The organism is Nonomuraea rhodomycinica (assembly GCF_013363995.1).
Lineage (GTDB): Bacteria > Actinomycetota > Actinomycetes > Streptosporangiales > Streptosporangiaceae > Nonomuraea > Nonomuraea rhodomycinica.
Genome location: NZ_JABWGO010000004.1, coordinates 571,187 through 584,008 on the forward strand (window position 1 = coordinate 571,187; position 12,822 = coordinate 584,008).

Annotated in this window: 14 protein-coding genes; 8 read left to right on the forward strand and 6 right to left on the reverse strand. The window is 73.2% G+C overall.

What is annotated here, in order from left to right:
• Positions 1 to 11: 11 nt before the first annotated feature.
• The 3 genes from HT134_RS21240 to HT134_RS21250 all read left to right on the forward strand — a co-directional run bounded on the left by HT134_RS21240 (position 12) and on the right by HT134_RS21250 (position 2,308).
• Entirely contained in the window at positions 12 to 500 is a 489-nt protein-coding gene (locus tag HT134_RS21240) for a hypothetical protein (protein WP_175602139.1), read from the forward strand.
• Positions 501 to 568: 68 nt separating this feature from the next.
• Positions 569 to 1,351, forward strand: a complete 783-nt coding sequence (locus HT134_RS47070; RefSeq protein ID WP_175602140.1) for a hypothetical protein — start codon at positions 569 to 571, stop codon at positions 1,349 to 1,351.
• Positions 1,352 to 1,567: 216 nt separating this feature from the next.
• Positions 1,568 to 2,308 carry an MBL fold metallo-hydrolase gene (locus HT134_RS21250; RefSeq protein WP_175602141.1) on the forward strand — a complete coding sequence of 247 codons (741 nt, stop codon included), beginning with the start codon at positions 1,568 to 1,570 and terminating at the stop codon, positions 2,306 to 2,308.
• A gap of 368 nt (positions 2,309 to 2,676) precedes the next feature.
• On the opposite strand, the gene HT134_RS21255 is transcribed toward HT134_RS21250, so the two are convergent.
• The gene (locus tag HT134_RS21255) at positions 2,677 to 3,072 is read right to left on the reverse strand and encodes an ArsR/SmtB family transcription factor (RefSeq protein WP_175602142.1); all 396 of its coding nucleotides are present in this window, start codon (positions 3,070 to 3,072) and stop codon (positions 2,677 to 2,679) included.
• Between the two features lie 33 nt (positions 3,073 to 3,105).
• Between HT134_RS21255 and HT134_RS21260 the strand changes: the two genes are divergently transcribed.
• A complete protein-coding gene (locus tag HT134_RS21260) occupies positions 3,106 to 4,041 on the forward strand; it encodes a TIGR03620 family F420-dependent LLM class oxidoreductase (protein WP_175602143.1) in 936 nt (311 codons plus the stop codon).
• A gap of 246 nt (positions 4,042 to 4,287) precedes the next feature.
• Here the strand turns inward: HT134_RS21260 and HT134_RS21265 are convergent, their stop codons facing one another.
• Positions 4,288 to 4,920: a DUF47 domain-containing protein gene (locus tag HT134_RS21265; RefSeq protein ID WP_175602144.1), complete on the reverse strand. Its 633-nt coding sequence runs from the start codon at positions 4,918 to 4,920 to the stop codon at positions 4,288 to 4,290.
• A 116-nt stretch (positions 4,921 to 5,036) separates the two neighbouring features.
• Positions 5,037 to 5,969, reverse strand: coding sequence for an inorganic phosphate transporter (locus tag HT134_RS21270; protein ID WP_175602145.1), 933 nt, complete (start codon positions 5,967 to 5,969; stop codon positions 5,037 to 5,039).
• A gap of 357 nt (positions 5,970 to 6,326) precedes the next feature.
• Here HT134_RS21270 and purU point away from each other — a divergent pair, with 357 nt between their 5' ends.
• A complete protein-coding gene (gene purU / locus HT134_RS21275) occupies positions 6,327 to 7,178 on the forward strand; it encodes a formyltetrahydrofolate deformylase (protein WP_175602146.1) in 852 nt (283 codons plus the stop codon).
• Between the two features lie 119 nt (positions 7,179 to 7,297).
• Here the strand turns inward: purU and HT134_RS21280 are convergent, their stop codons facing one another.
• Positions 7,298 to 9,352, reverse strand: a complete 2,055-nt coding sequence (locus tag HT134_RS21280) for a prolyl oligopeptidase family serine peptidase (RefSeq protein ID WP_175602147.1) — start codon at positions 9,350 to 9,352, stop codon at positions 7,298 to 7,300.
• Between the two features lie 283 nt (positions 9,353 to 9,635).
• On the opposite strand from HT134_RS21280, the gene HT134_RS21285 reads away from it, so the two are divergent.
• Entirely contained in the window at positions 9,636 to 10,142 is a 507-nt protein-coding gene (locus HT134_RS21285) for an HNH endonuclease (RefSeq protein ID WP_175602255.1), read from the forward strand.
• A 45-nt stretch (positions 10,143 to 10,187) separates the two neighbouring features.
• On the opposite strand, the gene HT134_RS21290 is transcribed toward HT134_RS21285, so the two are convergent.
• Positions 10,188 to 11,060 carry a CU044_5270 family protein gene (locus HT134_RS21290; protein ID WP_175602148.1) on the reverse strand — a complete coding sequence of 291 codons (873 nt, stop codon included), beginning with the start codon at positions 11,058 to 11,060 and terminating at the stop codon, positions 10,188 to 10,190.
• On the reverse strand, positions 11,053 to 11,625 hold the full coding sequence (locus HT134_RS21295; protein WP_175602149.1) for an RNA polymerase sigma factor: 573 nt from the start codon (positions 11,623 to 11,625) through the stop codon (positions 11,053 to 11,055). The genes HT134_RS21290 and HT134_RS21295 overlap by 8 nt, the downstream gene beginning before the upstream one ends.
• Positions 11,626 to 11,742: 117 nt before the next feature.
• Here HT134_RS21295 and HT134_RS21300 point away from each other — a divergent pair, with 117 nt between their 5' ends.
• Positions 11,743 to 12,549: a GNAT family N-acetyltransferase gene (locus HT134_RS21300; RefSeq protein WP_175602150.1), complete on the forward strand. Its 807-nt coding sequence runs from the start codon at positions 11,743 to 11,745 to the stop codon at positions 12,547 to 12,549.
• A 9-nt stretch (positions 12,550 to 12,558) separates the two neighbouring features.
• On the forward strand, positions 12,559 to 12,771 hold the full coding sequence (locus HT134_RS21305) for an FmdB family zinc ribbon protein (RefSeq protein WP_175602151.1): 213 nt from the start codon (positions 12,559 to 12,561) through the stop codon (positions 12,769 to 12,771).
• The last annotated feature ends 51 nt before the right edge of the window (positions 12,772 to 12,822 follow it).

Here is a 12,822-nt window from a genome sequence, read left to right on the forward strand (position 1 = left end):
GCATGACCGGCATGACCGAAAGAAGCGCTCCCGGACGCGGAGCCCGCCGTGCTCGCGCGCGGGTGGGCCGGGCGGCGGCGGTCTTCGCCGCGCTGGGCGTGCTGTGGTGGGCCAGCGTCCGCATGGCGTGGACGGCCGTCGGCTGCGACGACTGGGGGTGCCTCGCGCCGGTCTCGGGCCTGGTGGTCCTGGTGACGGTCGCGGTCCTCGCCGGCGGCGGGTGGGCCCTGGAGCGCGTGGCGGTCCGTCCCGGCCGCCGGACGGCCGCGGTGGCGGCGGGCGTGCTGGTCTCGCTCGGGCTGCTCGGCCAGGTGCTGCCGTCGTGGGCCTGGCCGCCGGCGCACGCGGTGCTGTCGGCGGCGGCGTTCGCGGCGGCGGGCGCGGCGGCGGCCTTCCTCACGGCGCCCGAACCGCCGGGACGCTGGAAGCTCGCGCTGGTCCTGGCGCTGGCGGTCCTGCCGCCGGTGATGCTCGTCCTCCTGTGGACGACCGCCTCGTGACGCGCCTTCGCCGACGACCGGCGACGGATGGACTGACGTCCGGCGACGAGGGGACTACGGTAGGGCGCGTGGGCTTCGACGAGCTGCTGCGAGAACTCCAGCCGGGCGCCGGCGCGCAGGCCGCCGGCATCAGACGCGGTTACGGGGGGCCGCCGCCGCGCTCCCTGGCCCTCACCTCGGGCCCGGACCGGCTGCGCTGCGCCTCCCTGCTGAAACCGCTGTACGCGTGGGCGACGGCCGAGCTGGTCGGCGACCACGAGCGGTGGCGCCGCCACGCGGAGCCGGCCGTGGTCGTCTCCTCCAACGCCGACACGCTCGCCCTGTGGCTGTCCGCCGGCCCGCGTGCCGTGCTCGACGGGATCCACCGGCGTACCGGTGTCCGCTGGGCGCCGCCGAACGGCGACCCGTCGAGGTTCGGATCCGTGGAGGTGTCCGCCGCCGAGGTCGCCGCCGCGTACGTGGAGCTGGCCCAGGCGGCCCTGGCGGGCGAGCCGGTGGCGGGCGCGATCCTGGAGTGGATGCGGCTGGTGGGCGGCGACCAGACGTTCGGCGCCAGGGAGGCGCTGGCGGCGCCGGAGGCGGCGGTCAAGTGCGGCTGGTACGGCGGGATGGACGAGACGTTCCTGCGCACCCACGCCGTGGGCGTGCTCACCCCGGAGGCGAACCGGGTGGTGGTCGTGGTCGGCATGACCGCGCAGCCGTACACCGACGAGCTCGAACGCGACATCTACCAGGCTCGGGTGGCCGAGGGGCTGCCGGTCGAGGCGGAGCACGAGAAGGCGGGCGGCGCACTGCTGCGCGGCCTGCTGCGCACCACCTTGACCGAGCTGGGGGAGACGCCGGACGGCTGAGCCCGGAAGGCGAGGCCGGAAGGGCGCGCGGCATACTCGCCCTGCGGTGCCCGGCGGGTGCGCGGCGCCGGATCCCTGGTGGTGGCGCACTGCCAAGACTCCCGGCGACGCGTGAGCGCTGGATTCCCGGGGAGCCGGGTGACGTGAAAGGGATCCTGGTGGGCCCGGTGACGTGAACGGGGTCGCGGCGGGGTCCGGTGACGTGAAGGAGAGCGCGTGAAGCTGACGGTGCTGGGCGGATGCGGGGCGTGGCCCGCCGCCGGTCAGGCGTGCAGCGGCTACCTGGTGGAGCACGACGGGTACCGGGTGCTGATCGACCCCGGCTACGCCGTACTGCCCAGGCTGCTGGAGTCGACGGCGGCCGAGGACGTCGACGCGGTGCTCGTCAGCCACGGCCATCCCGACCACTGCGCCGACCTCAACCCGCTGCTGCGCGCCCGGGCGCTGGGCGACAGGCCGCCGGCCGCGCTGCCCGTGCACGCGCCGCCCGGAGCGCTCGACATGGTGCTCGCCCTGGACCGGCCGGGCATGCTGGCGTCCAGCTACGTGCTGTACGAACTGGCGCCCGGCGCGCCGGTGGAGCTCGGCCCGTTCCGGGTGGACATCTGGTCGTTGCCGCACCACGTCCCGAACGCCGGGCTGCGGCTCACCGCCGGTGGCCGGGTGCTCGCCTACACCGGCGACACGGGACCCGCCGCCGAGCTGATCGACCTGGCCCGCGACGCCGACCTGCTGCTGGCGGAGGCCACCTATCCCGAACGGGTGCCCGAGGAGGACGCGCCGTTCCTGTCGAGCGCCCTGGACGCGGGCCGTACGGCGTCGCGGGCCGGCGCGGCCCGTCTGATGCTCACGCACCTGTGGCCGGACACCTTGCCGGAGCCGGCTCTGGAGGCCGCGGCCAAGGAGTACACGGGCGAGCTCACGGCGGCCGCCGGCGGCCTCACGATCTCCTTCTGACCGAACTGCACAGCGTGCAGCCCCAGGGACCTCCCCCGATCCCCGGCCGTTTCGCGCATGTCAGCCCTCGACGCAAGGACAACCATGAACATCGGCCTCCCCGAACTCATCCAGCTCCTGGTGATCGTCGTCGCGGTGTTCATCCTCGTCCGGCTGGTGACCCGCCGCCGGAAGTAGCCGGCGCTCGATCCGGTTCTTCTGTGCCGGCCTGCTGTCCACGGCCGCGGCGCCGGGACGCCGTCGCCGGGCACGGCCCGCCGATGCCGCTGCCGGGGCGCCCTCCTCGGCAGGCGGCGCGACGACGTGTGCCGGGCGCATGCCTCTGACCGCCCCCGCTGCCAGGCGGCGGCCTTGCGCCATCGTGGCTGTCAGCCGTCCTCCTCCCCGCCGGCGGTCTCGGCCGGCTCCTCGTCCAGCACGAGGGTGAGCAGGCCGGGGAAGCGGCCCTCGAACTCGTCCCGGCGCAGCCGGTTGAGACGGCGCGCGCCCTCGTCGCGCTGCTCCAGCAGCCCGACGTTGCGCAGCACCGCGAAGTGGTGGCTGAGCGTCGACTTCGCCACCGGCAGGTGGGTGAACGTGCCGCACGGCCGGGTCCAGTCGGGCACCTCGGCCAGCTCGCGCACGATCCGGCGGCGGACCGGGTCGCCGAGAGCGTCGAGGGCCGCCTGGAGCGACACCTCCGCGGGTGAGGTGTGGGTCAGGCTTCTCGACCTGCTGGACGCGGAGGTGTTCGACGAGCGTCGAACATTGGTGTAGTGTTCCATCTCGATCGAACATCCTAGTCCCCTGGAGGGCTCATGGACACCGGACACGTCGGCGTGTGGCACCCGCTGATCAACAAGGCGCCCGCCGGTGACGCTCGCGCCGCCGCCGCGGAGATCGAACGGCTCGGCTACGGGTCCGTCTGGCTCAACGAGGCGCCCGGCAGCAAGGAGCCGCTGGCCAACGCCGGTGTCCTGCTGGCCGCCACCACCCGCCTGGCCGTGGGCACCGGCATCGCCAGCCTCTGGGCGCGCGACGCCACGGCCATGGCCGCCGGAGCCGCCACGTTGGGCGACGCCTTCCCCGGCCGCTTCCTGCTGGGTGTCGGAGTCAGCCACAGCACGGTCGCCGGGCGGCGCGGCCACGATTACAGCAAGCCCTTGACGACGATGCGCGCCTACCTCGACGGCATGGACGAGGCCGCCCGCGACCTGCCGCAGGCCGGCGCGCCACGCGTCCTTGCCGCGCTACGCCCGCGCATGCTGGAGCTCGCCCGCGACCGCGCCGACGGGGCGCACAGCTATTTCGTCCCTCCGGAGCACACGGCCGCGGCCCGCGGGATTCTCGGCCCCGACCGGCTGCTCATCCCGGAGCAGGCCGTCGTCCTGGAGACCGACCCGGTGCGCGCCCGCGAGATCGCCCGCGCCCACATGGCCTACTACCTGAACCTGCCCAACTACACCAACAACCTGCGCGAGCTCGGCTACACCGACGAGGACCTCGCGGGAGGGGGCAGTGACCGGCTCGCCGACGCGATCGTGGCCTGGGGCGACGCCGCCGCGATCGCCGCTCGGGTCCGCGCCCACCTCGACGCCGGCGCCGACCACGTCGCCATCCAGCCGATCGCCTCCGGAGCCCCCGACCTGGCCGACGCGCTCACCCAACTTCGCCTGCTCGCCCCTGCCCTGGGCATCCAGCCGGCGGTCAGCGCCCAACCAGAGGGTGGCGCTCTCACGGTGGCCAGGGTCTGAGCGGTTGTCCACGCCCGAACGGCCATCAGGCTGACGGACCGCTGGGGTGAGAGCGGGGGCCGAGAGCGGGGGCCGAGAGATCGCGTTCCGGTGTGTGTCGCGGCGTTTCGGGGCGACGTGGCGGTCAGGGCGTGACGGCGTTCCGGGGCGTCCGGGGAGGAGCGGCGGTCGGGGCCTATGCGGTGGCCTGACCGTTGAAGTTTGCGCCGCCGTCCTGCGTGGGCGGGGCACGGCGGCGTTCCGGTGTCAGCGTTTCATGGCGCCGTCCGCGATGGCGTCCGCGGCCTCGCCGATCGCCATGCCGACGATCTCCAGTCGCCGCACCAGCTCGCGCTGCTTGAGGGCGTCCGCGGTGATCTCACCGGAGAAGATGCGGGAGATCTCGTACTGGTACATCCGCCGGATCTGCCCGCCCATCTTCTTGGCCTCCAGGGCGTCGTGCACCACGGCCGAGGGGCGGGAGGCGAGGTCACGCACCGCGTTCTCCAGCGCGTCGATCCCGGCGATCACCTGGTCGAGGAGGGGGCTGAAGCGGATCTGGTCCGGCACGCGGTACAGGTGCGACTCCCGCACGAAGTCGCGCAGCGAGTCCAGCACGTCGTCGATGGAGCGGGAGAGCCGGAACAGGTCCTCCCGGTCGATGGGGGTGACCAGGGCGTTGCGCAGTTCGTCGACCAGGCGGCGGCGCTCCTCGTCGCCGAGGTGCTCGATCGTGCGCATCTGCTCGTGCGCTCCGGTACGGCCGACCTCGCCGCCGATCATGGCCATGGCCAGCCAGGCACCCTGCTTGGTCGCTTCCAACTGGCCGAGCAGGGCCTCCGTCAGCGCGCTGTCCATCCGGCCGGTCATGAGATCGCGGATGCGCCGAAGTCGCTTCATCACACTCCTCCCACGGCTCTCGCCGCATCAAAGCTCGTCAGGGTTATGCCCGCAGGGGCGTGGATGATCTGTGGATTCGGACGGGGCGGACAAGGCTGAGGCGTCGGCGGACGGGGTCAGGTCGAGGAGAGGATGAAGGCGACGATTCCGGCGAGCAGGGCGCTGGCCGGGAGGGTGAGCAGCCAGGCCACCACGATCTTGACGGCGGCGTACCAGCGCACCCGCCCGCCGCCCGTGGCCACGCCGGCCCCGATGAGGCCGCCGGCCACGGACTGCGTCATGCTCACCGGCATGCCGAGCAGCGCGCAGGCGATCACAGCCGTGCCCGAGGCGAGCTCCGCCGAGACGCCGTGCAGCGGCCGGGAGGCGATGATCTCCTGGCCGAGCGTGCGGCCCGCCCTGGGCAGGCCGTACAGCGCGCCGAGCCCGAACAGGACCGCGACCAGCGACGTGTACGGCAGAGGCGCGCCCGAGAAGCCGAGCGCGATCATGAACACCGCGAGCATCTTCTGTCCGTCGTTCGCGGCGTAGGCGACGGTCTGGAGCAGGAACCCCGCCCAGTGCCAGCGCCCCAGCCCCCGCGCGCTGGACCAGCGCACCAGCAGCAGCGCGGCACCCCACGCCACCAGGCCGCCGACGAACGGCGCGGCCAGGCCGAAGGCCAGCACCAGCGCGACCGCACCGGCCGAGACGGGCAGCCCCCAGCCGATCCCGGCCCCGGTGAGTCCGCCCACGACGGCCAGGGTGAGGCTCGTCGGACGGCCTTTCGCGCTCAGCACGGTCACGACGGTGAGGGCGGCGAGCACGGCGACCGTCATAGCGGTCCGCCCGCCGGGTTCGTCGAACGTGGCCAGCCGGTGCACGAACGTCCGCGCCACCGCCTGGGTCGCCAGCGGCACCAGCGCCACCATGACGACGAGCGCCAGGATCCCGGTGGCGGGCCTCACCGTGGGCAGCTTGAGTCCCGTGGCGAGGAGGGCCCCTCCGTCGTTCATGCCGGTGACGAGCGCGAACAGGCAGGCGACGGCGACCAGTACGGCGAAGTCCAAGGGTGAACGTGCCTCCGTTCCGGCCGGCGCGCGCGACCGGCGTCGCGGGGCGCATCCCCATGATCGGCTCGATGATGGATGAACTTCCATTCTGCTGGAGAACGGGGTTCGATGGGACTACTGGGGCGCAGGCCCTCGCAAGGGGTATCGCCGTGGGCAAGGGGCATCCGCCGTGGTACGGAGTGACGGGTACGCTCGTTGGACGCGCGAATCGCGCCGAGCGTTGAGCCCCAGCCGCCGAACGGCCGGGTGGGGCCGGCCTGCGGGCGGTAACCTGCCCGGGTCGGCACCCGGGCAGGAACCTGCCCGGGCCGGCAGCGACAGCGCCCACCGTCCCACGTCCGCGAAAGTAATGACATGAGCCCAGCCGAGTACGTCCTGACCCTGTCGTGTCCCGACCGGCCAGGGGTGGTGGCCGCCGTCTCCGGGCTGCTGGCCGGGCACGGATGCAACATCACCGAGAGCCAGCAGTTCGGCGACCAGGCCGCGCGGCGCTTCTTCATGCGCGTGCAGTTCACCTCGCCGTTGGCCGAGGACGAGGTGCGGGCCGCGTTCGCGGCGCTGGCGCCGGAGTTCGGCATGGAGTTCGAGCTGCGCGACAGGGCCCGGAAGCCGCGCGTGCTCATCATGGTCAGCAAGTTCGACCACTGCCTCAACGACCTGCTCTACCGGGTGCGCAAGAAGACCCTGGACATCGAGGTCGTGGCCGTCGCCTCGAACCATCCGGACCTGCGCCCGCTCACCCAGTCGTACGGGATCGACTACCACCACCTGCCGATCACCCCGGAGACCAAGCCCCGGCAGGAGGCCGAGGTGCTGGCCCTGGTGGAGCACTACCAGGTCGATCTCGTGGTGCTGGCCCGCTACATGCAGGTGCTGTCGGAGGACCTGTGCGCCAAGCTGGCGGGCCGGGCGATCAACATCCACCACTCCTTCCTGCCGTCGTTCAAGGGCGCCAAGCCGTACCACCAGGCGCACGACCGGGGCGTGAAGCTGATCGGCGCGACCGCGCACTACGTCACGTCCGACCTGGACGAGGGGCCGATCATCGAGCAGGAGGTGGCCCGCGTCAACCACAGCCACTCGCCGGAGGACCTCGCCGCCATCGGCCGTGACGTGGAGTGCGTGGCGCTGGCCAGGGCCGTGCGCTGGCACGCCGAGCAGCGGGTGCTGCTCGACGGCCACAAGACCATCGTCTTCCCCCGCTGAGACCGGAGGCCACAGGCCCGGCGCGTGTCCCGTCATGACCTACGCGCCGTACGCCTGGTACACCCCGCCCGGTGCGGCAGTCCGGGCAGGGGCGTCGCGGCTGAAGCCCGGTGTGGCGGCTACAGCCCGGTGTGGCGGGCCAGGAAGGTCAGGGTGTCGGCCGACAGGTCCACCGTACGGCTGATCGAGCGCGCCCCGTGCCCCACCTCGGTCTCGTTGCGCAGCAGCACCGGCCGGTCCGACGCGGAGGCGTGCTGCAGCGCCGCGCACATCTTCCACGCGTGCAGCGGATGCACCCGCGTGTCCGACTGGAACACCGTGAACAGCACCGCCGGGTACTCCACGCCCTCGCGCACGTGGTGGTACGGCGAGTACGCCCGCAGCCACCCGAACTGCTCGGGGTCCTCGGCCGAGCCGTACTCGACGTTCCAGGTGGCCCCCAGCCCGAACAGCTCGTAGCGCACCATGTCGAGCAGCGGCGCCGAGCAGGCCACGGCCGCGTACAGGTCGGGCCGCTGCGTCAGGGCGGCGCCGACGAGCAGGCCGCCGTTGGAGCCGCCGGAGATGGCGAGCTGCTCGCGCGTGGTGACGCCGGTGGCGATGAGGTGCTCGGCCGCCGCGTGGAAGTCGTCGAAGACGTTCTGCTTGTGGGCGAGCATGCCGGCGCGGTGCCAGTCCTCGCCCTCCTCGCCGCCGCCGCGCAGGTTGGCGATGGCGTACACGCCGCCCGCCTCGACCCAGGCCAGGATGGAGGCGGAGTAGCCGGGGGTCATCGACAGGCCGAAGCCGCCGTATCCGTACAGGATGGTGGGGCGCGGTCCCTCGGCGTCGACCGGGGAGATGACGAGCATCCGCACCTCGGTGCCGTCCTTGGACCGGTAGACCTCCTGGGAGGTGCGCACCGCCGGCACCTGGACCGCGCCCGGGGAGGCCGCCCACAGCGTGGTCTCGCCCGTGCGGGCGTCGTAGCGCTGGATGGTCGGCGGCGTGGTGTTGTCGGTGTAGCCGAACCACGCCTCGAACCCGCCCTCGGGCCGCTCCGACAGGCCGCCGATCGAGCCGAGGCCCGGCGTGGGCACCTCGCCCAGGCGCTCGCCCGTGGCCAGGTCGTGCACCGAGATCTCGCTGATGGCGTGGCGCGTCCAGCTCACCAGCATGACCGGGCGTTCCAGGTCGTCGAGGATGGCGTAGTCGGACAGCACCGCCTCGGGGTCCTCCGGGATCAGGTCGCGCCACCCGCCGGCCCCGGGCGTCGCCGGGTCGGTCACGCAGACGCGGCCCCGGGGCGCGTCGCGGTCGGTGTGGACGTACAGCCGCCCGTCGCGGCCGAACGTCAGCCCGGTCTGCGCGTCCACGCCCTCCTGGACGACCACGAGCTCCGGCCGCTCCGGCGGCGAGGCGGTCAGGTCGGCGACCCACAGGTCGTTGCGCGGGGCCGTGCCCTCGTGGGCGGAGACCTGCAGCCACCGGCCGTCGCGCGAGACCGAGACGCCGTAGTAGTTGGTCATCTTCAGGCCCTGCCCGAAGATCAGGACGTCGTCCTCGGTGGACGTGCCGACCCGGTGCAGGTAGACGCGGCGGTGGAACTGCGACTCGTTCTCCGGCACCTCGGTGCTGGGCAGCCGGCGCACGTAGTAGAACGCCTCGCCGCCCGGGAGCCAGGCCACGGGGGAGTAGCGGCAGCGGTCGATCGGGCCCTCGACGCGGGAGCCGGTCGCGACGTCGATGACGTACAGGACCGACTCCTCGGTGCCGCCCACCGAGATCTGGTACGCGAGGAGGCGCCCCTCCTTGTCGGGCTGGACGGCGTCGAGCGTGGTCAGCCCGGACGGGTCGAGCTCCATGGGGTCGATCAGCGCCCGCTCGGTGCCGTCGGGCTCGGCGACGTAGTAGACCGCGTGCTCCTGGTCGGGCGTGCGGCGGCTGAAGAACGCGCGCCCGCCGCGCCAGGCCGGGGTGCCCACCGAACCGGACCTCAGCAGCTCGCCGATGCGCTCCCGGAAGCGCTGCGGCTCGCTCTCCCGCTTGAACAGGTCGGCCTGAGCCAGCAGCCACCCTTGCGTCTCGGGGCTGTCGGGATCCTCCAGCCAGCGGTAGGGGTCGGGGACGGGCGTCTCGTGCAGGACGTCGACGGTGTCCGCACGGCGCGCGGTGGGATACGGCTCTCGCGTCATGCCCCGAACCCTACTGCGAAGGAACGCGCGTAAAGTCCGGGTGTTACGGGCATAAAACGTATCGTGCGTCCCTCTGGTCATTCCGGGCTGGAGGTTATGGGGTGGCGGGGACCACGCGGGAAACGCCAAACTGGGTGACAGGACGGTGCCGTGGTGTTCATCCGCTGGACCGTCCGGCGGAGGTCCACGTGACGGAAGCATCCATGCCCCAGGAGGGGCCGACAGCAGGGACATGCCATGGCATGTCCCCTTTGATACGCGCGCGGCGGGATGAGGCCCGATGATGCGCCAGGTCCTGCTGCTGAATGCCACCTACGAGCCGCTCACCACTCTGTCGCTGCACCGGGCCATCGTGCTGGTGCTGCGGGAGAAGGCCGAAGTCGTGCACCGAGACGGGCGGGGCGCGGTCCTGCGCTCGGCCAGCCGTACGCTGGACGTGCCGTCGGTGATCCGGCTGAGGCGATATGTCCGCATCCCTTACCGATCACGCATTCCCCTGACCAGGGCGGCGCTCATGCGCCGCGACGACTACCGCTGCGCCTACTGCGGCCAGCGGGCCGAGACCATCGACCACGTCATCCCCCGATCCCGTGGCGGGGCGCACACGTGGGAGAACTGCGTGGCCTCGTGCACCACGTGCAACCACCGCAAGGCCGACAAGTACCTGGAGGAGCTGGGGTGGACGCTGCGCGTCACCCCGGCGGTGCCACGGGGCGCCCACTGGAGGCTGATCGGCGCCTCGCTCGTCGGCGACCCCCAATGGGCGCCCTACCTGGAAGAGGCCGCGTAGCCCAGGGGCCCGCACCCCCGAGGTGCGGGCCCTTCGCTCATCGGCTCATTCGGCGGGCAGCTCGTCGGTCCATTCGGCGTCGATCGTGGCCCCCTCGCCGGTGGTGGTGAACGCGAGACCTCCGGTCAGGGGCGCCCAGACGGGCGTGTTGCGCACCCGCGCCGTCTCCGGGTCCACGACCACCTCGCGGTCACCGCCATGCATCGGGATCCGCAGGCGCCGCCCGTCGTCGGTCTCGCCGAGGTCGGTGACGCCCGGCCGGGAGGCGAGCGCACGATAGGCGGCGGCGCGGACCTGGGGGGAGACCGGCGCCTCGCTGACCAGCGAGACCAGTGTCTCCACGGTGAAGCCGTCCAGGTCGCTCTCGCTCGGCGCTCCCGCGCTGGTGCGCACGTCACCGTCGGCGATGGCCGACCGCAGCCGCGTGTAGAGGGCGTCCTCGTCGACGGGCAGTCCGCGCAGTTCGTCGAAGCTCATGCGCAGCGGCCCCACGATGAACGGCTGCGACTTGGTGGTGAAGCGGAAGAGCTTCCCCTCGCCCTTCAGGCCTTTGCCCTTGATCCAGAACTGCCCGTCCCGGCGGTACCAGTACTCACTCGGCGGCCGGCTGCCCACGGTGACCGTGATGTGCCAGTACGTCCCCGAGCCCTCCGGGGTGCGCTCGGCGGTGGTGGCGGCGACGAGCAGCACGTCGCGCGCGGTCGTGACCGCGGGCGGGGGCCCGCCGGGACGGGCGACGGCGACCACGACCGCGGCGGCGACGGCCGCCGCGGCCACCGGGACCAGCAGCAGGCGCGCCCGCCGCCGGGGGGCACGACCGCTCATCGCGGCGTGGAGCTGCCGGCGGCGCCGGGCGACGACCTCGGGGGACGGCTCGGGCTTGGCGAGCACGGTCCGGATCTCGCGCAGGTCATCCATGGTGGTCCTCCTTGGCCATCGCGTGGTGGATCTTCTTGCGGGCCCGGCTGAGCCGGGACCCGACGGTTCCGTAGGAGACGCCGAGCGCGTCGGCCACCTCCTGATGGGTCAGCTCCGCCAGGTAGACCAGCGTCACCACGTCACGCTCGCCCCGGTTGAGCGTGGCCAGTGCGCCGGCCAGGCGGGGCGCCATGCGCTGCGCCGCCACGGACTCCACGACCCGGCCCTCATGGCTGTCGGCGGGAGGCTCGGCGACCGTACGGGCCAGCGCCCGGTAGTGGCGCGCCTCCTTGCGCCGGTGGCGGGCGATCAGGTTCGTGGCGATCCCGAACAGCCAGGGCCGCAGCCCTCCGCGCGCCGGGTCGAAGCGCCCGCGGTCGCGGAAGGCCAGGCAGAACGTCTCCGCCGCGATGTCCTCACCGGCCTGCACGTCCACGCGTCCGGCCGCGTACAGGTACACCTCGCGGAAGTACCGGTCGTAGACGGCCGTGAACTCCTCCGCGTCCAGCCGGAAGCGGGCGACCAGATCATGGTCGTCCACCTCCGCGCGCGTCTCGGTCGACACACTCTCACCCTCCTGTGAACGGTTGTCATCCTCCCTTCGCCGGACCCCGGCGGAGCTTTCCCGCCCGGCGCCGAAACCCGGATGCCCGTGGCGCCGCCGGATGGCAGGATCCCGGGCATGTGGACCTTCACGACGGACGTCGCCGAGTACGCCGCGGCCGCGGAGCCGTTCCTGCTGGCCGATCCCGTGCGCAACACCGTCCCGCTGACCGTGCTGGCCAACATCCGCGACGGGATGCCGGCCCAGGGCGCGGTCTTCGGCTGGTGGACGTCCTGGGGTGAGGTGTGCGGCGCCGCGTTCCGGACGCCGCCCCGCGCGCTGGTGCTCGCCGACATCCCGGTCGAGGCGGCGGCCGCGCTCGCCGAGGAGTACGACGGCGAGATCCCCGGGCTTGTCGGGCCGCGCGCGGCGGTCGACGCGGCCTGCGCGGCGCTCGGCCGCTCCGGTGACGTCCGCGCCGAACGCCTCTACCGGCTCGGCACGCTCAAGCCGCCCGGGACGCCGGGGCGGGGCCGGGTGGCCACGGGCGGCGACCTGCCGCTGATGGTGGCGTGGCTGGACGCGTTCGGCGCCGAGGTCGGCATGGACCTCGGTGACACGGTGGAGGCCGCCACCCGTCGGCTGACCCGGCGTGAGCTCGTGGTGTGGGAGACGGACGGCGTGCCCGTCTCGATGGCCGGGGTGTCGCCCGCGATGGGCGGGGTCTGCCGCACCGGGCCCGTCTACACGCCGCCGGCGTGCCGGGGACGCGGCCACGGCTCGGCCGTCACCGCGTACGCCAGCCGCCTGGCCCTCGACGAGCGGGGCGAGGAGGTGGTGCTGTTCACCGACCTGGCCAACCCGACGAGCAACGCCATCTACCAGGCCATCGGCTACGAGCCGGTGGGCGACTACGCGCACGTGACGCTGGCCGGCTCGTCGTAATCTGTGCTCATGCCACGCTACGAGTTCCGCTGCCGCGCCTGCGGCTCCACCTTCGAGGTGTCCCGTCCCATGTCCGCCTCCGGTGACCCGGCGACCTGCCCGGAAGGCCACGACGACACGGTCAAGCTGCTGTCGACCGTGGCCATGACCGGCGGCGGCTCCGCCCCGCGCCCGGCGGCCGGAGGCGGCGGCGGGTGCTGCGGAGGCGGCTGCTGCTCCTGACCCGGAGTCGCGCCCGGCCGTCGGCAGGGGCCTGCTGACCTGCGCATATGC

Excerpts from the sequence above, each read along its gene's own strand:
- HT134_RS21240 (WP_175602139.1), top strand. The coding sequence starts at position 12 with ATGACCGAAAGAAGCGCTCCCGGACGCGGAGCCCGCCGTGCTCGCGCG.
- HT134_RS21255 (WP_175602142.1), bottom strand. The coding sequence starts at position 3,072 with ATGGAACACTACACCAATGTTCGACGCTCGTCGAACACCTCCGCGTCC.
- HT134_RS21260 (WP_175602143.1), top strand. The coding sequence starts at position 3,106 with ATGGACACCGGACACGTCGGCGTGTGGCACCCGCTGATCAACAAGGCG.
- HT134_RS21265 (WP_175602144.1), bottom strand. The coding sequence starts at position 4,920 with ATGAAGCGACTTCGGCGCATCCGCGATCTCATGACCGGCCGGATGGAC.
- purU (WP_175602146.1), top strand. The coding sequence starts at position 6,327 with ATGAGCCCAGCCGAGTACGTCCTGACCCTGTCGTGTCCCGACCGGCCA.
- HT134_RS21280 (WP_175602147.1), bottom strand. The coding sequence starts at position 9,352 with ATGACGCGAGAGCCGTATCCCACCGCGCGCCGTGCGGACACCGTCGAC.
- HT134_RS21285 (WP_175602255.1), top strand. The coding sequence starts at position 9,636 with ATGCGCCAGGTCCTGCTGCTGAATGCCACCTACGAGCCGCTCACCACT.
- HT134_RS21290 (WP_175602148.1), bottom strand. The coding sequence starts at position 11,060 with ATGGATGACCTGCGCGAGATCCGGACCGTGCTCGCCAAGCCCGAGCCG.
- HT134_RS21300 (WP_175602150.1), top strand. The coding sequence starts at position 11,743 with ATGTGGACCTTCACGACGGACGTCGCCGAGTACGCCGCGGCCGCGGAG.
- HT134_RS21305 (WP_175602151.1), top strand. The coding sequence starts at position 12,559 with ATGCCACGCTACGAGTTCCGCTGCCGCGCCTGCGGCTCCACCTTCGAG.